This window comes from Allobosea sp. P2_A10 (assembly GCF_056405115.1).
Window position 1 is genome coordinate 23,147 of sequence record NZ_JBFUCS010000009.1, and the last position, 19,044, is coordinate 42,190.

Below are 19,044 nucleotides of genomic sequence, written 5' to 3' on the forward strand. Positions count from 1 at the left end.
GCGCAACGGGCTTGGTGGCGGAGGCGCAAGCTCTACCCGCAGGCGCTGCCTCACCGCAAATCGAAAGCGGTGATGGCCGGCATCACGCCGGCTGCATCAGGCCGACGATGCCGGCCGTGTCGGTGAACTGGATGAGTTCGAGGATCCTGCCGTCCTGGACCGTGATCAGGTCCATGATCTCGAACGCTGCTTTGCGCCCGGTCGGCAGGCAGGTCGCTTCGGCGCGCCAGTGCAGGGTGGCCCTGTCGCCATCCACCAGCATCGCGATCGCTTCGATCTCGTTAAAGACGAAGGTCTGGATGAACGCTTCCATCTGCGCCCGGACCGCGTCCCTGCCGCCGGGCTCCACGAATGTCTCCGGCGCGCTCGGCGCGCCCACCATCCGATAACTGCACTCCGGATGGAAGAACGTCATCAACCCATCGAGGTCGCCGCGATGGCGGGCCTCATACGCGTCCTTGATCAGCGCCTCGATCGCGTCGCGGCCGGCCATCTCGCCTCTCCTTGCGTCAGAGGCGAGTTTGGCCGGGGAATGCGCGCATGTCGAGTGGTCAGGATCCCGCCGCCGCCTTCTTCGCGAAGGTATCGATGAAGGTCTTCTTCAGGTCGACATTTGACGTCGCGAGCTCCGGATCGAGCAGCTTCAGCGCATCATACATGCTCTGCTGGCCCTCCGGCGTCGAGATTCCGGTGCGCGAATAGCTCTCAAGCGAGTTCTTCACCGCGGCGAGATAGAGCGGCTTGTCGCCGAGATGATACTCCGGCGGCACGAGATCGGCGACATCCTCCGGCTTGGCGGTCTCCAGCCATTTCAGCGACTTGACGAAGGCGTTGACCAGCTTCTGCGTCGTCACCGGGTTCTTCTCGGCGAAATCGCCCTTGAGATAGAGCACGGCGGCCGGGTTCGAGCCGCCGAAGACCGCCCGCGTGCCGGCCTCGGTGCGGGTGTCGATCAGCGACACGACATCGCCGTCGGCCTCGAGCTTGGAGGTCACGGGGTCAAGATGCGAGATGATGTCGACCTGGCCCTGCTTGATCGCGGCGACCGCGCTCGCGCCCGCCCCGATGCCGATGATCGCCGCGTCCGTCGCCTTCAGCCCCGCCTTGACCATGGCGTATTGCGCGGTCAGCGCCGTCGACGAGCCCGGCGCCGTGACGCCGATCTTGAGACCCTTGAAGTCGGCCGCCGATTTGACCTTGCCGGCGAGGTCCTTGCGGACCGCGATGGTGATACCCGGGAAACGCCCGAGTTCGACCACGGCGCGCACGTCCTGGCCCTTGGCCTGCATGCGGATGGTGTGTTCATAGGCGCCGGTCACGACATCGACCGAGCCGCCGATCAGCGCCTGCAGCGACTTCGCTCCGCCGCCGAAATCGTTGATCTCGACCTCGAGCCCCTGCTCCTTGAAGAAGCCCTTCTTCTCCGCGACCGTCAGCGGCAGATAGTACAGCAGCGCCTTGCCGCCGACGCCCAGCGTCACCTTGGGCTTTTCGGCATTCTGGGCGAAGGCCGGCGCGGCGAAGGTCGCAATCGCAAGACCGGCGGCCAGGATCAGATGTCTGCGGTTCATGGGGTTTCCTTCCCTGAGAATGCTTTGCTTTGAAAGCGTTGTTGGGAAATGTTCTAGAGCAGTCGCGCAGCCCGCGCCAACCCCGCCTTGCGTCGCAGTTCGTCAGCGGAAGATGCGGCTGGCATAGAGCGCGATACCGAAGCAGGCCATGGCGACCCCAAACAGAAGCCAGCTCATGCCGGTCGGGTTCTCCAGCGCGGCCTGCGACGGGTTGGCGGGGTCGTAATGCACCTCGACCGTGGCCCCCAGCGGGTAGCGGGCGGTGATCTTGTCGGCGGCGCTGCGCGAACCCGACATCTCCAGCCCGAGCGCGATCTGGCGGCTGCTGAAGCTCAGGCCGCCGACCTCGTATGTGAACTCGACGACAGCGGCATATGTCCGCCGGCTCCTGCCCTCGTCGCTGCTCGAGCGCTCCTCGACGCGGCTCACCGTGACCTCTCCCGGCACGACCGGCCAGGCATTGGCCCGCAAGAGAGAGCGGCGATAGCCGATGAAGAACAGCAGCGTCAGCAGGCCGAAGCCGATCGCGCACAGCATCACCGGCACCTCGGCGCGGGGCAGCCGTGCCTCCAGTTCCCGCACGCCGCCCGTCGCCAGCCAGTAGCCGCCCGCTCCGAGCGCCGCGAGCACGACGAGCGCAGGCGCGCAGCCCTTGAGCGCCGCCTTGCGAGCCTCGGGCGTTGACGCCGATGCGCCGGGAGTAGCCGGAGCGGACGGAAGCCCCGATACCGGGGCGGCCGCAAGACCACGCTCGATCACGCAATTGCCGGGGTCGTTTGGATCGTAATAGATCGTCACCGTGGCGCCGACCGGATAGCGCCTCACCGCCTCCTCGGCGAAACGGCCGCTGACGTCGCCGAGGCTGACGCGGCTGCCCTGATAGCTCTTGCCCTGTACCGAAAACGTATAGGTCACGTCGGGCACATTGACGGCGGTCCCGATCTCGTTGCCCGGCGGCGGCCGCCGCACAGTGAGCTTCGAGCGGGTGATTTTGGCCTGGACCGGGAGCCAGTTCTTGGCCTTGTGCATCTTGAGCGCGGCATTGGCGATCATCGCGCAGATCATCACGACGACGGGCAGCGCGAACAAGGCGATGGTGCCAAGCGTCGTGTCGAGGAAGGGCAGCCAGTCGCGCGGCAGATTGGCCACCACAACGATGAACGCGACCGAGGCGACGACGCCCGCGACGGCCCAGGTCGGCGGCTCGCCCGAGGTCGCGGCGGCCTGCGCTCGCGTCGGCTTGCGGACCCAGCCATGCTGCGTGCGCCAGCCTTCCTCGCCGCGCAGGCAGGCCAGCAGGACCGCCTTCAGCGTCTCGGCATCGACCGGATCGGGCGCGTCGAAGCGCTCCTTGCCGGTGGCATAGGCCATCCGGAAGCGATTGCGGCCAGCCGGAAAAGCCTCGACATAACCGTCATCGTCCGAGAGCGTGATGAACCAGTCCGGCTCGGCGCCGCGCGCATCGACGGCGGCGATGATATCGCCCGGCGTCGGATCGGCCGTGATGCGATCGTGGACATCGAGTTCCATGACCGTCCCCCCGCAGTGAGAATGCGAGGATGACGCTCATTTGCGGGCAGAAGCAAGCGCTGCTGACGTTAGGTCGCCGTCGTCGAACTCTGCCCCGGCCGCCAGACCAGCAGCCGCTTCTCGACCAGCGTCACGACGGCGTCGATCGCGATCACGAAGATCGCCAGGATCAGCATGCCCGAAAACACGCCGGTGACGTCGAAAACGCTCTCGGCCTCGTGGATCTTGTAACCCAGCCCCGCCGAGGAGCCGAGATATTCGCCGACGACCGCGCCCACCAGCGCAAAGCCGACCGAGGTGTGTAAGGAGGAGAACATCCAGGTCAGCGCGGACGGCCAGTAGACATGGCGGAAGAGCTGGCGCTCGTTCATGCCAAGCATGCGGGCGTTGGCCAGCACGGTCGGGGAGACCTCTCGCRCGCCCTGATAGACGTTGAAGAAGACGATAAAGAACACCAGCGTGAAGCCGAGCGCGACCTTCGACCAGATGCCGAGCCCGAACCAGAGCGCGAAGATCGGCGCCAGCACGACACGCGGCAGGGCGTTGGCCGCCTTGATATAGGGGTCGAACACCGCAGCCAGCAATTCGCGCCGCGCGAAGGTGAAGCCGAAGAAGATGCCGGCGGCCGAGCCGATGACGAAGGCGAGCACGGTCTCGGTCAGGGTGATGCCGAGGTGCCAGTAGATATCGGGGCCGGTGAGCTGGGTGAAGGTCCGGCCGATCACGGCGGCCGGCGTCGAGAAGAAGAACTGGATCGTCTTGACATCGCCCATCAGCGGATAGGCGGTCACGACGTGCCAGATCGCCAGGAACACGACCATCACCAGAACCTGCAGGCCCAGCAGCTTGAGGCGGTTCATGATGCCGCTCCCTCGACCAGTTCGCGCCCATCGCCCATCGCATAGGCCTTCTGCACCTCGACGCGCAGCGAGGCCCAGATGTCGCGGTGGATCTCGTGAAAAGCCTTCTCCAGCCTGATCTCGGCGATGTCGCGCGGGCGCGGCAGGGTGACGCGATAATCGGCGACGATGCCGGCCGCGGGCCCTGCCGACATGACGACGACGCGGTCCGACAGCGCGATCGCCTCTTCGAGATCATGCGTCACGAAGATCAGCGCCTTGCGGTCCTTCGACCAGAGATCGAGCAGGAGGTTGCCCATGATCTGCCGGGTCTGCGCATCGAGCGGCCCGAAAGGCTCGTCCATCAGCAGGATTTCGGGGTTGCGGATCAGCATCTGCGCGAGGCTGACGCGCTTGCGCTGGCCGCCCGACAGCATATGCGGATAGCGATCGACGAAGGCGCGCAAGCCGACGCGACCAAGCCAGTCGCGGGCCTGCCTGTCGGCCTCTGCATCGGCCACGCCCATCGGCTCCAGCGCGACCTTGACGTTGTCGAGCGCGGTCTTCCACGGCATTAGCGCATCGGCCTGGAAGAGGTAACCGGCGCGACGGTTCAGGCCCGACAGCGGCTTGCCGAAGATCGAAACCGTGCCGGCCGAGGGCGTGAGCAACCCGGCGGCGGCGTTGAGCAGGGTCGACTTGCCGCAACCCGTCGGCCCGACGACCGAGACGAACTCGCCGGCGGCGACGCTGAGATCGATGCCGGTCACGGCCTTGTAGCGCGTGCCGCCATCGAGGTTGAAGGTGATGTCGAGCCCGCCCAGCGCGACGGCCGGCGACGAAAGCGTCGCGCCGGCTGCTCCCGCCTCGCCCTGCGGGCTGTTCTGCAACGCCATGAAATCCGTTTCCCCGTCGGCAGGCGGCGCTCGCGTGGAACGCCCGCCGCTCGTTCTCATCGTCTTTGCCGGCATGATTAGGGCATAGCCTGACGAAGGCAAAGCCGTCCTTCGGCGAAGGCGGGTTGTTGCGTCGGCGCACAGTGGCAGCGATAAGCCGATGACCTCCCGCCGGAAAGATCGCAGCCCGCCATGGCCCAACTCGAACTCTGGATGCACGCGCTCGTCGAGTTCATGCGGGCTCATCAGGAATGGGCGCTGCCCATCGTCTTCCTCGTCGCCTTCTGCGAATGCGTTGCGGTTCTGTCCTGGCTCGTGCCGGCGACGGTGTTCTTCACCGCATTCGGAGCGGCGGCCGGCGCATCGGGACTGAACCTGATCCCATTGGCGATCGCGGCCTCGCTCGGCGCCGGCACCGGGTTCTGGATTTCCTACTGGGTCGGCCTCGTGCTGGGGCCGCGCGTCGGCGACTACTGGCCGCTGAACAAGAACCCGCAACTGCTCGATCGCGGCCACGCCTTCTTCGAGAAATGGGGCGTCGCCAGCATTCTGATCGGCCATTTCTTTGGGCCGTTGCGCGCGGTCATCGCGATCGTCGCCGGCATCGTGAAGATGCCGTTCTGGCCGTTCCAGATCGCCAACTGGGTCGCCTCGACCGCGTGGGGTTTCGCGTTGCTCTACGGCGCGGGACGTCTCGCCGAGTTCATGGCGCGCTGAACCCTGGCGAAAGCTGCATTTGGCTGAACGGCATATTCAGCCCGGGTTCACGCCGTCCGGCGCGATATCGCGTCGTCAGGTCGGCGACCCGTCACCAACCGGTGCGACGCAGGATCTGACGCGCTGGACCGGCCACAAACCGGCGGCGTCGTTGGGCGGGGGGCCCGGCTCCCGTCCGACGCGACAATCCGGGCAGACCTTGAGGGGTCCATGCCATGACGATCTCCCGTTTCCTGCTCCCGCTTGCCGCCATCGCCCTGACGGCCGGCAGCGCTTTCGCCCAGACCGCGACGCAGCCCGCGACGCCGGCACGACCGGCAGCACCTGCCGTCGCCGCACCGGTCGCCCCGGCCGTGCAGCCGGCCCGACCGGTTACCCCGACCGCAACCCAGCCCGCCCAGGTCAAGAAGATCAACATCAACACCGCGACCGCCGCCGAGCTCGACACGCTCAAGGGCATCGGCGACGCCCGCGCCAAGAAGATCATCGAGGAGCGCGGCAAGGCGAAGTTCAAGGATTTCGCCGACCTCGTGAAGCGCAGCGTCCTGCCCTCCAATGTCGAGGCCGACATCAAGGACAAGATCACCTTCTGATCGCGCCCGACTGGACGAAAAAGGCCCGGCGTCAAACGCCGGGCCTTCAATGTTTGAGTAGCGCGAGCTGCGCCGGATTGGGCTTCTCGTCAGATCCGGACAAAACCGGCGACGACCGCCGCCGTCAGCGCAAACGAGAGGCCCATGGCGATGCGCGCGAGGGTCTGCGAGTCGAACAATTTTAGAACTGTCATCTCACCCTCCATCGTAGTCGTGGTGGTCACAGTGCAAGCGGCTCAAACCGGAATATAGCCGACAAAAATTCCTGCCAGGATCGCCAGCACGAGGCTGGCGCCTAGAACGATGAGAACCGGCTTGCCGAGAAAGCCCTGCCGCGCCTTCACAGGCGTTTCGACCGCTGGCGTGTCGTCGACCTGATCGAGCTGGCTCGGCTCTTCCCTGTGTGGCGCGTGCCGGCTGGTCACGTCGTTTTGCACCGGTGAGGGGCGTTGATCCTGGTCGATCATGTCTGGTCTCCTTCCAACCGCGCCGTCTGGCGAAATCCGCTCACCGGAGACGCTGGCTTGCGACGGGTCAGGCCGGCATCAGGCTGACGAAGGTGTTGACCAGCAGGGCGACCGCCAGTCCACCGAACAGTGCGCTGAGAAGCGGCCAGTCTTCGCCCTCCTCCTGGCTGGCGACGGCGCCGCGCCGGCGTTCGGCCTCATTAGCCATTTCGCGCAACCGGCGCTCGCGTGTGATCTGTTCGCTTGAGTCCCGATCCGGTGTCATTGGGCGTGCTCCCGACATTCCTGCCTGCGGTGACAACGCGCTCATGTCGTCACGGTTCCGCCATGAACCGGCAGGCCTCCGTCCCGGAATGCGAAAAGGCGGGCGCATCGCTGCGCCCGCCTTCTGGTCGATCGGAAATCTGTTAACCTTACCAGAAGCTTGCTTCGCAAAACTGATTCAGATCGGAAGGCCGTTGAATCAAGCTGCGAACGCAGCCCTGGCTCAGTTCTTCGTCTTGTCGACCAGCGCCTTCGCCTTGATCCAGGGCATCATGTCGCGCAGCTTGGCCCCGACTTCCTCGATCGGATGGGCGGCCATGCGGGCGCGGGTCGCCTTGAACGAGGTCTGGTTGACCTTGTTCTCGAGCATCCAGTCGCGGGTGAACTTGCCCGACTGGATGTCGGTCAGCACGCGCTTCATCTCGGCCTTGGTCTCGGCCGTGATGATGCGCGGACCCGTGACATACTCGCCGAATTCGGCGGTGTTCGAGATCGAGTAGTTCATGTTGGCGATGCCGCCCTCATAGATCAGGTCAACGATCAGCTTCACTTCGTGCAGGCACTCGAAATAGGCCATCTCGGGGGCGTATCCAGCCTCGGTCAGCGTCTCGTAACCAGCCTTGATCAGCTCGACCAGGCCGCCACAGAGCACGACCTGCTCGCCGAACAGATCAGTCTCGCACTCTTCCTTGAAGGTGGTCTCGATGATGCCGGCGCGACCGCCGCCATTGGCGCTGGCGTAGCTCAGGCCGAGGTCATGGGCGTTGCCGGTCGCGTCCTGGTGGATCGCGATCAGGGTCGGCACGCCGCCGCCACGCTGATATTCCGAGCGCACGGTATGGCCGGGGCCCTTGGGGGCGACCATCAGCACGTCGAGATCCTTGCGGGCCTCGATCAGGTTGAAGTGGACGTTGAGACCATGCGCGAAGACGAGGGCCGCGCCCTCCTTCATGTTGCCATGCAGTTCGTCGCGGTAGATGTCGCCCTGCAGCTCGTCGGGGGTCAGCATCATCATGATGTCGGAGACCTTGGCGGCCTCGGTCGGGGTCATCACCTTGAAGCCGGCCTCTTCGGCCTTCTTGCGGGTGGCCGAGCCGGCCTTCAGCGCGATCACGACATCCTTGACGCCGGAATCGCGCAGGTTGAGCGCATGGGCATGGCCCTGCGAACCGTAGCCGACGATGCAGACCTTCTTGCCCTTGATCAGATTGATGTCGGCGTCACGGTCGTAATAAACGCGCATGGTGGTCGTCCTTCCTTGGGTTTGCGAGTTTTCTAGGCTTTCGGTGCGGGCGAGAGCTTCGTCGAAGACTGCGCCCGTCCGTAAAGGGTGAGAAACTGGTCGGTGGCACGGGCGGCATCGCGCTCGATCTCGGCCTTGTCGAGTTTCAGCGCGTCGCCGAGCAGCAGCCGGATCTGCACATCGCGGCCGACGAGCCCGAAGAATGTCCGGAACGCCGTCTCCGTGTCCTCGAAGGACAGCAGACCGGCCTCGCGGCCCGCTTCGAGCACCGGCGCGAGACGTTCGCCGATCGCGAAGCGGCCATTGGCGAGCACGATGCCGCCAAGATTGCTCTTGCGCGAGGCCGCATGACCGATGGCGAGACGGTTGAGCGCAATCGAGGTCGGGCTCGAGATCACGGTCAGCCAGTTAGCCGCGAAATCCTTGAGGCTGTCGCGCAAAGTCGCGACGTCGAGCTTCTGGCGGTCATAGCGCCCGGCCCGGACCCGCGCCGCCTGCCATTGCACGGTCGCGGTCAGCAGGCCGTCACGATCGCCGAACCATTTGTACAGCGTTTCCTTGGAGCAACTCGCGCGGCGCGCGACCGCGTTCATGGTCAGCTGGTCGCCCTCCTCCAGCATCAGCGACAGCACGGCGTCGAGCACGGCTTCTTGACGGGCCGTGGGCTCCTCCGCCTCGTTGTCGGGTGCTATACGCGTCGCCGTCATGGTCGCCTGAAAGGGCCGAAAGTGCCGTACCGTACGTTACGGTTCGGCCGTTTAGCGCGACGGCCAGCGCTCCGCAAGCGCTTTGATGACGATGGGAGAAACAATGCAGGCGGCGATCGAGGATGTGCTGGCTTTCTGGCGTGCGGCGGGTCCAGACAAATGGTTCGCCAAGGACGAAGCGTTCGACGCCGAGATTCGCAGCCGCTTCCTGACGACGCATGAGGCAGCGGCTGCAGGCCGGCTCGACGATTGGGAAGCGACGGCCGACGGCGCCTACGCTCTGCTGATCCTGCTCGACCAGTTCCCGCGCAACCTGTTTCGCGGCAGCCGCCAAGCCTTCGCCACCGATGTCATCGCACTGGGCGTGGCCGAGCGGGCCATCGCAAAAGGCTTCGACCGGGCCTTCGAGCCCCCCGAGCGCCGCTTCCTCTACATGCCGTTCATGCATGCGGAGGATTTGAAGCATCAGGAACGCTGCGTCGCGCTCTGCGCAGCCTCCGACGACACCGAGGGCGTGAAACATGCCGCCGCACACCGCGACATCATCCGCAATTTCGGCCGTTTCCCGCATCGCAATCCCGTGCTGGGCCGGCCGACCACGCCCGACGAGCAGGCTTTCCTCGACGAAGGCGGCTTTCGCGGCTGAGACAGGGACGGCTTGACCACAGCTTCGACATAAACCTGAATGAGTTTCGATCCGCGGTGTCGGATACCCCTGCGGCCATCGGAGTTCATCATGCGGCGTCTCATCGGAAGTCTGGTCGGCGCGGCAAGCGTTCTGGCCCTGCCGTTCGTCGCCGTAGCGCAGACCCGCACGGACGCGCCAGCGCAGACACAGGAGACGCCCGCCTCGCCCGTCGACGATTTCGCCAAGCAGGTCGACTCGCTCAAGAAGAGCCTGGAAAGCTTCAACACCACGATCGAGGGGCGCGCCAAGGCGATCGGCGAACTGACCGACGCCAGCAAGCTCAAGGCCGAGATCGAGGGCCTGCGCGCCTTCGTGGCCGGAGCGCTCGGCTCCGTCGCCGACGATTCCAAGGTCGCCGAACTTGGCGCGCAGGCGCTGCGCCACGCCCAGGGCAAGCTCGACCAGATCCTCAAGGACACCCGCTTCACCAAGGACCAGAAGGACTTCCTGCTCGGCGAATGGAACCGGATCGTCTCCGACACGGAACAGGCCTCGGGCGATCTCGACAAGGCGCGCCGCGAATTCGTGCAGTTGCTTAAAACGCTGCAGACGCGCGAGGACTTCGTCGACGAGTTGCTGCAGGTCCAGAAGGCCCGCGAGGCCGTCGAGATCATTCGTCAGCTCTCGGGCGAGATCCGCAATGCCTCGGACGCACTGCGCAACGTCATTCGGGCTTTGAAGCCGCCCGGCGCATGACACCTCGCCGCTCCACGTCATATGGGCTCGCCGTCGTCGGCGTCGGATTGCTGCTCGTTGGTTGCAGCGAGCGGCAATCGGGTTATGTCGAAGTGCGCATGGCCCCTTCGCTCTCGGCCCCTCCGGAACTCCTGCTTGACGACAAGCCGGTCAAACCGGCGCGCGGCGGCAGCATCGTCGTGAAGCGCAACGTCGGCACCGCCCGGCTCGCGATGGTGCGACGCGGCGACGAGCGCTTTGCGCTCTGCGATCTCGCCGTGCGCAAGGACCGGATCACGACCGTGACGCTGACGACGCTCGGCGGCACGCTACGCTGCGCGGTCGATACGGTCTGAGCCGCGATGCAACGGCTTCAGCCGCCCTGCTGGCTGGCAAGCCGCTGCAGAAAGATCGCCGCGATCGTCAGCCCGAAACCCGCCCACCACAAGGGCGAGCGCAGGCTCTTGCCGCTGCCAGCCTCCTCCGGCGCGGCCTTGCCGCTCAGGCGCTGCATGATCGGCCAGGCGAAGCAGGCAAGGCCGACGACGCCGAGGCCGATCGCGATCTGTTCGAGGGTGAGCGTCATGACGGATTAGCCTGATTTGCCGAGGCGATCGCCAAATAGGCCGCGAGGCGATGCCTGACGCGCAGCACGGTTTCGTCCGGCAGAGAGCCCAGCAGTCGAAAGACACGCGCACGATCAATCATACGAACCTGATCGGTCAGCAGCACGCCGGAGACGACGCAGCCAGCAGGGATGACCACCTTCGTCGGCCATGGCCGACTGGCGGAGGTGATCGGGCAGACAAAAATGCGACCCGAGATGCTATGAAGCGTGTCGTCCGATAAGACGAGCACGGGACGACGCCCGCCTTGCTCGGAGCCGATCACCGGATCGAGATCGACCCAGTAGACCTGTCCGGCTTCAAACCGTCTTTGGTCGCGGATTGTAGTCGTCATAGATGACTTCCGAGCCGACGTCGTGACCCCAATCCCAATCGTCTTCCGGAGCGTTATCGAGTCCGCCCAGTCGCTCGGCTTCCGCGATCAGCCATTCCGCGGTGACGGGAAAGGGCTCGGGCCTTCCGCCGACAAGCGACGAGGGCTGGGGGTGGGCTACGAGTTGCAGCATCTTGCCCGACACCGTCGCGTCGAGCGTTGCGCCCGGCACCAATCCGAGTTGCCTCACCAGCGCCTTCGGCAACCGCACCGCGGTGCTGTTGCCCCATTTCGCGACCTGGACCTTCATCGCCGCCTCCCTGTAGGATATCCGTAGCATGGGCATCCGGATATCCAAAGCGGCTACATCGCGTCAGGCCCACGGCTCATCGCCGCGATGCCGGTTCGCGAAACCTCCGTCAGCCCCACCGCCGTCATCAGCTTGATGAAGCGTTCGATCTCGTCGGTCGAGCCGGTCAGCTCGAAGACAAAGGATGTCAGCGAGGCGTCGAGCGTGCGCGCGCCGAAGGCCGAGGCCAGCCGCATCGCCTCGACGCGGTGATCGCCCTTGCCGACGACCTTGACCAGCGCGAGTTCGCGCTCCAGCGCCTCGCCCTGCAGCGTCAGGTCGACGACGCGATGGACCGGCACCAGCCGGTCGAGATGCGCCTTGATCTGGTCGATGACATTGGCCGTGCCCGAGGTCACGACCGTGATCCGCGAGATGTGCTTGTCATGCTCGGTCTCGGAAACCGTAAGGCTCTCGATGTTGTAGCCGCGGCCGGAGAACAGCCCGGCGATGCGGGCGAGAACGCCCGGCTCATTGTCGACGATGACGGCCAGCGTATGGCGCGCGACGGGCTGGGCGACCGGCGCGGTGGGGTAGTGCGACGACGTGTTCATGACAAGGCTCGGCTGCGGCTGAGATGGGGGCGGAAATCCGTGAGGACGGGTTCGCCGGCCTCGTCTTCGGCAATAATCCAGGGTTCGGCAAGCGCCCCAAGGCGCCAGGACTTGAAGCCCTGTGTCGCCTGCAGCGCCTCGACATAAGCCGTGCAGACCGGGTCGAGCCCGATCGCGTAGGTCGAGAAACGCGACGCGACAGGCGCATACATGGCGTCGGCCGCCGAAAATGCCCCGAACAGGAATGGCCCGCCCGCACCGAAGCGCTGCCTTGCCTCGCGCCAGATCGCACTGATGCGCGCGACATCGGCCGCGACCCTGGCTCCGCGATCGCGCTGCCCATGAACCCAGGCGAGGTTCATCGGGCAGGCGCCGCGCAGGGCCTGGAAGCCGGCATGCATCTCGGCGGAAATGGCCCGCGCCATCGCCTTCGCGGCCGGATCGCGCGGCCAGATCGGCAGATCGGGCCGCAGATCGGCGACGTACTCCATGATCGCCAGCGATTCCCAGACCTTGATCTCGCCGTCGATCAGCGCCGGAACCTTGCCGGCCGGCGTGAAGGCCGAGATCGCGCGCTTCCATTCGGGATCGTCAAAAGTCTGTCCGAACGGCACCAGCACCTCTTCGAACGGAATCCCGAACTGCGTCAGCAGCAGCCAGGGCCGCAGCGACCAGGACGAGTAGTTCTTGTTGGCGATGACGAGTTTCATGCCGCCCGGCTTTCCGCATTCATCGTGAAATCGAGCGCCGCCTCGACATGCAGGGCCGTGGTGTCGAAGACCGGCAGCGCCATGTCGCCCTGCGAAATCAGCAGGCCGATTTCGGTGCAGCCGAGAATGACGCCGTCGGCACCCTGCGCAGCCGCCTCCGCGATAATCTCGAGATAGCGCGCCTTGGAGGCAGGCCGGATCTCGCCCCGGCAAAGCTCCTCGTAGATGATCTTGTGGACATCATCGCGCTGTCCGGCATCGGGCACCATCGCCTCGACGCCGAAGGCCGCAAGCCGGTCGCGATAGAAGCTCTGTTCCATTGTGAAGCGCGTCGCCAGCAGCAGCGGTCGGCGCGACGGGCTTTGCCTGATCGCCTGCGCGGTGACGTCAGCGAGGTGCAGGAACGGTACACGCGTCGCAGCCGTGATCTTGTCGGCCAGCTTGTGCATCGTGTTGGTGCACAAGACGATGCAGCCGACGCCGGCCTGTTCGAGTCGCCGCGCGCTGCTGGCGAGCACATTGCCGGCAGTCTCCCAGTCGCCCCTCGCCTGCATCTCCGCGATCGGCGCGAAGTCGAGCGAATGCAGCAGCACATCGGCCGAATGCAGCCCGCCCTGCCGCGCGCGCACGCCCACGTTCAGCAGCCGATAATAGACCGCGGTCGATTCCCAGCTCATGCCGCCGATCAGGCCGATTGTCGTCATGGAACTCCCCCTGTCGCCTCGAAGCCGTCATTCTCGGGCACGGCGAAGCGCAGGCCCGAGAATCCGGTTCCGGATGATGCATCTCATCCGGCCCGAGATGCTCGGGCCGAGCCCGAGCGTGACGCGCTCAATCAAACCAGTTGCTTGCCCTTGGCGTCGATGATGTCGCCGGTGTCGCCCTCGAAATCGTTGAGGATCATCTCGTTATGCGCCTTGCCGGACGGGATCATCGGGAAGCAGTTCTCGTGCTTGGCGACGAGGCAGTCGAAGATCACCGGCTTGGGACTGTCGATCATCTCCATGATCGCATCGTCGAGCTTGGCCGGGTCCGAGCAGCGGATGCCATGGCCGCCATAAGCCTCGGCAAGCTTCACGAAATCGGGCAGCGATTGCGAATAGCTCTCGGAATAGCGCCCGCCATGCAGCAGTTCCTGCCACTGGCGTACCATGCCCATATACTCGTTGTTCAGGATGAAGATCTTGACCGGCAGGCGGTACTGCACGGCGGTCGACATCTCCTGCATGTTCATCAGGATCGAGGCCTCGCCGGCGATGTCGATGACAAGCGCCTTGGGGTGCTTCATCTGGACACCGATGGCGGCGGGCAGGCCGTAGCCCATGGTGCCGAGACCGCCCGAGGTCATCCAGCGGTTCGGCTCCTGGAAATGGAAATACTGCGCCGCCCACATCTGGTGCTGGCCGACCTCGGTCGTGACATAGGTGTCGCGGCCCTTGGTCAGCTCATAGAGCCGCTGGATCGCATATTGCGGCTTGATGATGTCGCTCGTGTTTTTGTAGCCGAGGCTGTTGCGGCCGCGCCAACCCTCGATCTGCGTCCACCACGTGGTCAGCGCCGCCTTGTCGATCTGCGGCGAGGTCTCGCGCCAGATCCGGACCATGTCCTCGAGCACATGGGCGCAATCGCCGATGATGCCGATGTCGACCTTGACGGTCTTGTTGATCGACGACGGATCGATGTCGATATGGATCTTCTGCGAATGCGGCGAGAAACCATCGAGCCGCCCGGTGATGCGGTCGTCGAAGCGCGCACCGATATTGATCATGACGTCGCAGTCATGCATCGCGAGATTGGCCTCGTAGGTGCCGTGCATACCCAGCATGCCCAGCCACTGCCTGTCGGCTGCGGGATAGGCGCCCAGCCCCATCAGAGTCGAGGTCACGGGAAAGCCCGTCAGCCGCGCCAGTTCGCGCAGCAGCGCCGAGGCGTGCGGGCCCGAGTTGATGACGCCGCCGCCGGTATAGAACACCGGCTTCTTCGCTTTGGCCATCAACTCGACGGCCGCCTTGATCTTGTTCAGGTCGCCCTTGACGACCGGGCGATAGGTCTTGTGCTGGTTGTCGCGCGGCCGGCTGTAGAGCCCGCTGGCGAACTGGATGTCCTTGGGGATGTCGACGACGACGGGGCCGGGCCGACCGTTGGCCGCGACATAGAATGCCTCATGCAGGATGCGCGGCAGGTCGGCGATGCTCTTCACCAGATAGTTGTGCTTGGTGCAGGAGCGCGTGATGCCGACCGTGTCGCACTCCTGGAACGCGTCCGAGCCGATCAGATGCGTCGGAACCTGACCGGTGATGACGACGATCGGGATCGAATCCAGCAGCGCATCGGTCAGGCCGGTGACGGCGTTTGTCGCCCCGGGGCCCGAGGTGACGAGGACGCAGCCGACCTTGCCCGACGACGAGCGCGCATAGCCCTCCGCTGCATGGACCGCGCCCTGCTCATGGCGGACGAGGACGTGCTTGACCTTTTCCTGCTGGAACAGCGCGTCGTAGATCGGCAGCACGGCGCCGCCGGGGTAGCCGAACAGATGTTCGACGCCCTGGTCCTGAAGCGCGCGGACGACCATCTCGGCTCCGGTCATCATCTCGCTCATAACGATCTCCTGCGGCAGGTCGGTTGGATTGAAGTCGGTTGGATCGAAGTGGGTCTGGATCGGCGGAAAGCGGGCAATAAAAAAGGCCCTCGGAGGGGCCTGAACGTGCGCTGGCGTCGGGGACGCGCGGTTCTGTCAAGAACCGGCCCCTACCAGCGCACCCGTACGATAATAAGCTTGCGCATCGCGCCACATGTCCTTTGCGGATATTGCGGGACGCTAGCCGAGCCGCCCCGCGCGGTCAAGCCTGAAGCCCATGCCGGCCCGTTTCCGCACGGAAACATTAAACCTTTCGACACCGTCAACGCGATCCCCGAGAATCTCCTGACCAAAGGGAACACTTTTTCAAGGTCGCGTTGCTAGGGTCCACCCGATCGCGCCGGGGACCATATGTACCAGGAAATTCATACCGAAAACATCGTGGCGCGAGCGCATGCGACGGAAGTCGCTGAGCTTTTGCATCACTTTGGCCGGTATGCCCAGAGCGAGGCCGGCGCGCCGCACGAAGCGTTCTGCGACGAGGTCATGCCGCTCTTCGGAGAGGATCTGATGATCCTCGCGCCGACCGGCGATGACGATTACACCTATGTGCACTACGGCCGCGAGATCATCCGCTATATCGGCGGCAGCCGGCTCGGCGAGCGCATCTCGACGATGACGCCCCAGCTCGCCCGCTTCACGGCGGAGTGCTACGATCGGGCGCTGGCCGACGGCAAGCCCGCCTATACCGTTCACCGTTCGCTCAAGACAGTGCGCGTCTGCCTCTGGGAGCGCCTGATCCTGCCGACGACCGCCGCGAACGGCGACCGCTTTCTCGTCGTTTTCAGCCGGCCGCTGCAGTTTCGCGAAGAGCTCCTCACAACAGTGCTCGACACCTCGCCGTCCGGTATCGTGGCGCTGCGCGCCGTGCGCGACAACGCAGGCGATATCGAGCGCACCATCGTCATCACTGCCAACCGTCGCGCCGCCCTGATCGCCGGTTGCCGCGACGAAAACCTGCATGATCGCGACACACGCGAGTGCCTCCCCTTCCTCGCCGATCAGATGATCTGGCGGCGCTGCCTCTACGCGATCGAACTGCGCCGCAGCGACATGTTCGAGACCTCCTTCGAGCATGACGGCGCAACCACCTGGCTGCAGATCGCGATCGCGCCTCTCGGCGACGGCATCGTGCTGACCATGACCGACGTTTCCGAGCTGATGGTCGCCAACCAGACCCTGCAAAGCCGGGCCGCGACGCTGGCGCTGGAAATCGGCCGCGAGCGTGCGACGCGCCGGGCGCTCTCGCATGAAATCGGACAGCGCGAGGAGCGCGAGCAGGAACTGCGACGCCTCGCCGAGACCGACCCTCTGACGGCGCTGCTGAACCGGCGTTCCTTTGTCGAGAAGGCCAATGCGGCGATCGCCGCCTGCGACGCGAGCGGCGAGGACACATCGCTGATCATCGTGGATCTCGATCATTTCAAGAGCGTCAATGACGGCCACGGCCATGCTGCTGGCGACGCGGTGATCCGCGCTTTTGCCGACCTGCTGCTCGGCCTCGTCCGTTCCGAGCGTGATCTTGTCGGCCGTTTCGGTGGCGAGGAGTTCGCGATTTTCCTGCCGGGCGCCGGGCCGGAAGTCGCGTTCTTCATGGCGCAACGCATCCAGGACGCGCTGGCGCTGCGCAAGCTGCCGGTCTCCGAAACCCTGGCCCTTCAGGTCTCGGCGAGCTTCGGCACCGCCACCCGCAAGTTGGGCGAGAGCTTCACCGCCTTCATCGAACGCGCCGACCGGGCGCTCTATTGCGCCAAGCATGACGGCCGCGACTGCATTCGCGCGGCCGAAGCCAGCGTTGCGGCCGCCGCCTAGATTCCGCGATCCAGCGCCTGCATCGCCGAGGCCAGCGCCGCATCGGGCGCGACCGCCTGCCAGCCCTCCATCTGATGCCGGAACCAGGTGACCTGGCGCTTGGCATAGGCGCGCGTATCGGCCTGGCCGCGCGAGACCGCCTCGGCGAGCCCGAGTTTGCCGTCGAGATGGGCGATCAGACCGGGCACGCCGTGAGCCCGCATCACCGGCAGCAGCGGATCGAGCCGGCGCTCGCGCAGGGCGGCGACCTCGTCGAGCGCGCCCTCGCCCATCATCGCCTCGAAGCGACGGTCGATCCGCGCGCGGATCTGCTCGCGCTCGGGCATCACGAAAAGCTTCAGCAGCGGCAGCCCGTCGAGCGGACCCGGCCGACGCTCGCCCTGAAAGCTCGACAGCGAGCGCCCGGTCGCGATGAAGACTTCGAGCGCACGCATGATCCGCATCCGGTCGCTGGGCAGCAGGCGTCCGGCCACGACCGGGTCGCACTGCGCGAGTTCGGCATGCAGCGCAGCCGTCTCCAGCCCCGCGACCCGCGCGCGGAAATCGGCGCGGACCGGCTCGGGAACCGCCGGCATCTCGGAAAAGCCCTCTGTCAGCGCCTTGAAGTAGAGGCCGGTGCCGCCGACCAGCACCGGCAACGAACCCGAGCGGCTGAGTTCCGCCAGCAACCCGGCGACATCCGCCGCATACCGCATCGCGGAGTGGTTCTGCGCGGCGTCGACATGGCCGTAGAGCCGATGCGGCAGTTCCATCTCCTCCGCCGGGCTGGGGCGCGCGGTGATGATCCGCAGGTCGCGGTAGACCTGCATCGAATCGGCGTTGACCACCGTCCCGCCGAAACGCCGCGCGACCGCCATCGCCAGCGCGGACTTGCCGCTCGCGGTCGGACCTGCGATGAGCACCGCCCTGAATGCCGCCTTGCCGCCTCGATCCTCAGGTCCCGATGACACTCGTCGCCACGCTGGTTTCCGCCCATGGTCAGGCCCTGCTGAGCGATGCCCTGCTCGCAAGGCTGACGCAAGCCGTCGGCGCTGTGCGCAGCGAAAGGCTCGATGGCGAAATCGCCGCCGATATCCTTGTCGAGGCCGGAGATGCACCTGCTCTGGAAGCCGGACTGCGGCGCGCGCTCGACGACGTCGCGGTCGACATTGTGGTCCAGCCGGCGGCGACCCGGCGCAAGGCGCTGTTCCTCGCCGACATGGATTCGACCATGATCGGCCAGGAATGCATCGATGAACTCGCAGCCTATGTCGGGCTCAAGGAGCTGGTTTCCGGCATCACCGAGCGCGCCATGCGCGGCGAGATCGCCTTCGAGCCGGCGCTGCGCGAACGCGTCGCGTTGCTCCAGGGCGTGAAGCTCTCCGTCGTCGAGGAGATCATTCGCGAGCGCATCACCCTGACGCCCGGCGGCACGGCGCTGGTGGCGACGATGCGGGCCAATGGCGGCTATGCCGCGCTGGTCTCGGGTGGCTTTACTGTCTTCACCGGGCCGATCGGCGCCACCATCGGCTTCGACGAGGATCGCTCCAATTCGCTGATCGCCCGCGACGGCGTCCTGACCGGCGAGGTCGCCGACCCCATCCTCGGAAAGCAGGCCAAGCTCGACGCGCTGCTGGAGTTGCGCGAACGCTTTGGACTTGCGCCGGAACAGACGCTCGCAATCGGCGACGGCGCCAACGACCTCGCCATGCTGGGCGAGGCAGGTCTCGGCGTCGCGTTCCGGGCAAAACCGGCGGTCGCGGCTGCAGCGCATGCCCGGCTCGACCATGCCGGCCTGACGGCGCTGCTCTATGCGCAGGGGTACAAGGGCGACGAGATCGTCAGAGGCTAGATCAACGAAAAGGGCGGCCAC

At 65.7% G+C, this 19,044-nt stretch carries 23 protein-coding genes and 1 pseudogene; 7 read left to right on the top strand and 17 right to left on the bottom strand.

Features of this window, described 5'->3' with window-relative positions; all coding sequences use genetic code 11:
• Positions 1-82: 82 nt before the first annotated feature.
• From AC1DZY_RS14285 to AC1DZY_RS14305, 5 genes are all read right to left on the bottom strand, one after another.
• Entirely contained in the window at positions 83-493 is a 411-nt protein-coding gene (locus AC1DZY_RS14285; protein ID WP_476820787.1) for a nuclear transport factor 2 family protein, read from the bottom strand.
• 58 nt (positions 494-551) lie between these two features.
• Positions 552-1,571 (bottom strand): ABC transporter substrate-binding protein, encoded by a 1,020-nt coding sequence (locus tag AC1DZY_RS14290; RefSeq protein WP_476820788.1) that lies wholly within the window; start codon positions 1,569-1,571, stop codon positions 552-554.
• Positions 1,572-1,673: 102 nt separating this feature from the next.
• Positions 1,674-3,101, bottom strand: coding sequence for a DUF3592 domain-containing protein (locus AC1DZY_RS14295; RefSeq protein WP_476820789.1), 1,428 nt, complete (start codon positions 3,099-3,101; stop codon positions 1,674-1,676).
• A 68-nt stretch (positions 3,102-3,169) separates the two neighbouring features.
• Positions 3,170-3,961: an ABC transporter permease gene (locus AC1DZY_RS14300; protein WP_476820790.1), complete on the bottom strand. Its 792-nt coding sequence runs from the start codon at positions 3,959-3,961 to the stop codon at positions 3,170-3,172.
• Positions 3,958-4,836: an ABC transporter ATP-binding protein gene (locus tag AC1DZY_RS14305; RefSeq protein ID WP_476820791.1), complete on the bottom strand. Its 879-nt coding sequence runs from the start codon at positions 4,834-4,836 to the stop codon at positions 3,958-3,960. The genes AC1DZY_RS14300 and AC1DZY_RS14305 overlap by 4 nt, the downstream gene beginning before the upstream one ends.
• A 192-nt stretch (positions 4,837-5,028) precedes the next feature.
• Between AC1DZY_RS14305 and AC1DZY_RS14310 the strand changes: the two genes are divergently transcribed.
• Both AC1DZY_RS14310 and AC1DZY_RS14315 read left to right on the top strand, forming a co-directional pair.
• The gene (locus AC1DZY_RS14310) at positions 5,029-5,553 is read left to right on the top strand and encodes a DedA family protein (protein WP_476820792.1); all 525 of its coding nucleotides are present in this window, start codon (positions 5,029-5,031) and stop codon (positions 5,551-5,553) included.
• Positions 5,554-5,768: 215 nt separating this feature from the next.
• On the top strand, positions 5,769-6,146 hold the full coding sequence (locus AC1DZY_RS14315; protein WP_476820793.1) for a ComEA family DNA-binding protein: 378 nt from the start codon (positions 5,769-5,771) through the stop codon (positions 6,144-6,146).
• A gap of 236 nt (positions 6,147-6,382) precedes the next feature.
• Here the strand turns inward: AC1DZY_RS14315 and AC1DZY_RS14320 are convergent, their stop codons facing one another.
• The 4 genes and pseudogenes from AC1DZY_RS14320 to AC1DZY_RS14335 form a co-directional block, all read right to left on the bottom strand.
• Complete coding sequence (locus AC1DZY_RS14320; protein ID WP_476820794.1) at positions 6,383-6,613, bottom strand: hypothetical protein; 231 nt, start codon at positions 6,611-6,613, stop codon at positions 6,383-6,385.
• Between the two features lie 67 nt (positions 6,614-6,680).
• Positions 6,681-6,878 (bottom strand): hypothetical protein, encoded by a 198-nt coding sequence (locus tag AC1DZY_RS14325; protein WP_476820795.1) that lies wholly within the window; start codon positions 6,876-6,878, stop codon positions 6,681-6,683.
• Between the two features lie 222 nt (positions 6,879-7,100).
• Positions 7,101-8,324: a ketol-acid reductoisomerase gene (ilvC, locus tag AC1DZY_RS14330; RefSeq protein ID WP_476820953.1), complete on the bottom strand. Its 1,224-nt coding sequence runs from the start codon at positions 8,322-8,324 to the stop codon at positions 7,101-7,103.
• A pseudogene (locus AC1DZY_RS14335) lies at positions 8,210-8,827 on the bottom strand (TetR/AcrR family transcriptional regulator); the annotation flags it as partial. The gene ilvC and the pseudogene AC1DZY_RS14335, both read right to left, overlap by 115 nt.
• A 103-nt stretch (positions 8,828-8,930) precedes the next feature.
• On the opposite strand from AC1DZY_RS14335, the gene AC1DZY_RS14340 reads away from it, so the two are divergent.
• The 3 genes from AC1DZY_RS14340 (at position 8,931) to AC1DZY_RS14350 (ending at position 10,546) form a co-directional block, all read left to right on the top strand.
• The gene (locus AC1DZY_RS14340; RefSeq protein WP_476820796.1) at positions 8,931-9,473 is read left to right on the top strand and encodes a DUF924 family protein; all 543 of its coding nucleotides are present in this window, start codon (positions 8,931-8,933) and stop codon (positions 9,471-9,473) included.
• Between the two features lie 90 nt (positions 9,474-9,563).
• Complete coding sequence (locus tag AC1DZY_RS14345) at positions 9,564-10,211, top strand: hypothetical protein (protein ID WP_476820797.1); 648 nt, start codon at positions 9,564-9,566, stop codon at positions 10,209-10,211.
• Entirely contained in the window at positions 10,208-10,546 is a 339-nt protein-coding gene (locus AC1DZY_RS14350) for a hypothetical protein (protein WP_476820798.1), read from the top strand. The genes AC1DZY_RS14345 and AC1DZY_RS14350 overlap by 4 nt, the downstream gene beginning before the upstream one ends.
• Before the next feature lie 17 nt (positions 10,547-10,563).
• On the opposite strand, the gene AC1DZY_RS14355 is transcribed toward AC1DZY_RS14350, so the two are convergent.
• The 7 genes from AC1DZY_RS14355 to AC1DZY_RS14385 form a co-directional block, all read right to left on the bottom strand.
• A complete protein-coding gene (locus AC1DZY_RS14355) occupies positions 10,564-10,776 on the bottom strand; it encodes a hypothetical protein (protein WP_476820799.1) in 213 nt (70 codons plus the stop codon).
• Positions 10,773-11,150 (bottom strand): type II toxin-antitoxin system PemK/MazF family toxin, encoded by a 378-nt coding sequence (locus AC1DZY_RS14360; protein ID WP_476820800.1) that lies wholly within the window; start codon positions 11,148-11,150, stop codon positions 10,773-10,775. Before AC1DZY_RS14360 ends, AC1DZY_RS14355 begins: the two co-directional genes overlap by 4 nt.
• On the bottom strand, positions 11,116-11,475 hold the full coding sequence (locus tag AC1DZY_RS14365) for an AbrB/MazE/SpoVT family DNA-binding domain-containing protein (RefSeq protein ID WP_476820801.1): 360 nt from the start codon (positions 11,473-11,475) through the stop codon (positions 11,116-11,118). Before AC1DZY_RS14365 ends, AC1DZY_RS14360 begins: the two co-directional genes overlap by 35 nt.
• Before the next feature lie 17 nt (positions 11,476-11,492).
• Complete coding sequence (gene ilvN, locus AC1DZY_RS14370; protein WP_476820802.1) at positions 11,493-12,032, bottom strand: acetolactate synthase small subunit; 540 nt, start codon at positions 12,030-12,032, stop codon at positions 11,493-11,495.
• On the bottom strand, positions 12,029-12,742 hold the full coding sequence (locus AC1DZY_RS14375) for a glutathione S-transferase family protein (protein WP_476820803.1): 714 nt from the start codon (positions 12,740-12,742) through the stop codon (positions 12,029-12,031). The genes ilvN and AC1DZY_RS14375 overlap by 4 nt, the downstream gene beginning before the upstream one ends.
• A complete protein-coding gene (locus AC1DZY_RS14380; protein ID WP_476820804.1) occupies positions 12,739-13,446 on the bottom strand; it encodes an aspartate/glutamate racemase family protein in 708 nt (235 codons plus the stop codon). Before AC1DZY_RS14380 ends, AC1DZY_RS14375 begins: the two co-directional genes overlap by 4 nt.
• 131 nt (positions 13,447-13,577) lie before the next feature.
• On the bottom strand, positions 13,578-15,341 hold the full coding sequence (locus AC1DZY_RS14385) for an acetolactate synthase 3 large subunit (protein ID WP_476820805.1): 1,764 nt from the start codon (positions 15,339-15,341) through the stop codon (positions 13,578-13,580).
• A gap of 390 nt (positions 15,342-15,731) precedes the next feature.
• On the opposite strand from AC1DZY_RS14385, the gene AC1DZY_RS14390 reads away from it, so the two are divergent.
• Positions 15,732-17,192, top strand: a complete 1,461-nt coding sequence (locus AC1DZY_RS14390) for a GGDEF domain-containing protein (RefSeq protein ID WP_476820806.1) — start codon at positions 15,732-15,734, stop codon at positions 17,190-17,192.
• Here the strand turns inward: AC1DZY_RS14390 and miaA are convergent.
• A complete protein-coding gene (miaA, locus tag AC1DZY_RS14395) occupies positions 17,189-18,142 on the bottom strand; it encodes a tRNA (adenosine(37)-N6)-dimethylallyltransferase MiaA (RefSeq protein WP_476820807.1) in 954 nt (317 codons plus the stop codon). The genes AC1DZY_RS14390 and miaA overlap by 4 nt on opposite strands.
• On the opposite strand from miaA, the gene serB reads away from it, so the two are divergent.
• On the top strand, positions 18,136-19,023 hold the full coding sequence (gene serB / locus AC1DZY_RS14400) for a phosphoserine phosphatase SerB (RefSeq protein WP_476820808.1): 888 nt from the start codon (positions 18,136-18,138) through the stop codon (positions 19,021-19,023). The genes miaA and serB overlap by 7 nt on opposite strands.
• The last annotated feature ends 21 nt before the right edge of the window (positions 19,024-19,044 follow it).

Excerpts from the sequence above, each read along its gene's own strand:
- AC1DZY_RS14350 (WP_476820798.1), top strand. The coding sequence starts at position 10,208 with ATGACACCTCGCCGCTCCACGTCATATGGGCTCGCCGTCGTCGGCGTC.
- AC1DZY_RS14285 (WP_476820787.1), bottom strand. The coding sequence starts at position 493 with ATGGCCGGCCGCGACGCGATCGAGGCGCTGATCAAGGACGCGTATGAG.
- AC1DZY_RS14310 (WP_476820792.1), top strand. The coding sequence starts at position 5,029 with ATGGCCCAACTCGAACTCTGGATGCACGCGCTCGTCGAGTTCATGCGG.
- AC1DZY_RS14340 (WP_476820796.1), top strand. The coding sequence starts at position 8,931 with ATGCAGGCGGCGATCGAGGATGTGCTGGCTTTCTGGCGTGCGGCGGGT.
- AC1DZY_RS14325 (WP_476820795.1), bottom strand. The coding sequence starts at position 6,878 with ATGACACCGGATCGGGACTCAAGCGAACAGATCACACGCGAGCGCCGG.
- AC1DZY_RS14295 (WP_476820789.1), bottom strand. The coding sequence starts at position 3,101 with ATGGAACTCGATGTCCACGATCGCATCACGGCCGATCCGACGCCGGGC.
- AC1DZY_RS14305 (WP_476820791.1), bottom strand. The coding sequence starts at position 4,836 with ATGGCGTTGCAGAACAGCCCGCAGGGCGAGGCGGGAGCAGCCGGCGCG.
- AC1DZY_RS14385 (WP_476820805.1), bottom strand. The coding sequence starts at position 15,341 with ATGAGCGAGATGATGACCGGAGCCGAGATGGTCGTCCGCGCGCTTCAG.
- AC1DZY_RS14355 (WP_476820799.1), bottom strand. The coding sequence starts at position 10,776 with ATGACGCTCACCCTCGAACAGATCGCGATCGGCCTCGGCGTCGTCGGC.
- ilvN (WP_476820802.1), bottom strand. The coding sequence starts at position 12,032 with ATGAACACGTCGTCGCACTACCCCACCGCGCCGGTCGCCCAGCCCGTC.
- AC1DZY_RS14290 (WP_476820788.1), bottom strand. The coding sequence starts at position 1,571 with ATGAACCGCAGACATCTGATCCTGGCCGCCGGTCTTGCGATTGCGACC.
- AC1DZY_RS14375 (WP_476820803.1), bottom strand. The coding sequence starts at position 12,742 with ATGAAACTCGTCATCGCCAACAAGAACTACTCGTCCTGGTCGCTGCGG.
- AC1DZY_RS14315 (WP_476820793.1), top strand. The coding sequence starts at position 5,769 with ATGACGATCTCCCGTTTCCTGCTCCCGCTTGCCGCCATCGCCCTGACG.
- AC1DZY_RS14360 (WP_476820800.1), bottom strand. The coding sequence starts at position 11,150 with ATGACGACTACAATCCGCGACCAAAGACGGTTTGAAGCCGGACAGGTC.
- serB (WP_476820808.1), top strand. The coding sequence starts at position 18,136 with ATGACACTCGTCGCCACGCTGGTTTCCGCCCATGGTCAGGCCCTGCTG.
- AC1DZY_RS14390 (WP_476820806.1), top strand. The coding sequence starts at position 15,732 with ATGTACCAGGAAATTCATACCGAAAACATCGTGGCGCGAGCGCATGCG.
- AC1DZY_RS14345 (WP_476820797.1), top strand. The coding sequence starts at position 9,564 with ATGCGGCGTCTCATCGGAAGTCTGGTCGGCGCGGCAAGCGTTCTGGCC.
- AC1DZY_RS14320 (WP_476820794.1), bottom strand. The coding sequence starts at position 6,613 with ATGATCGACCAGGATCAACGCCCCTCACCGGTGCAAAACGACGTGACC.
- AC1DZY_RS14365 (WP_476820801.1), bottom strand. The coding sequence starts at position 11,475 with ATGCCCATGCTACGGATATCCTACAGGGAGGCGGCGATGAAGGTCCAG.
- AC1DZY_RS14380 (WP_476820804.1), bottom strand. The coding sequence starts at position 13,446 with ATGACGACAATCGGCCTGATCGGCGGCATGAGCTGGGAATCGACCGCG.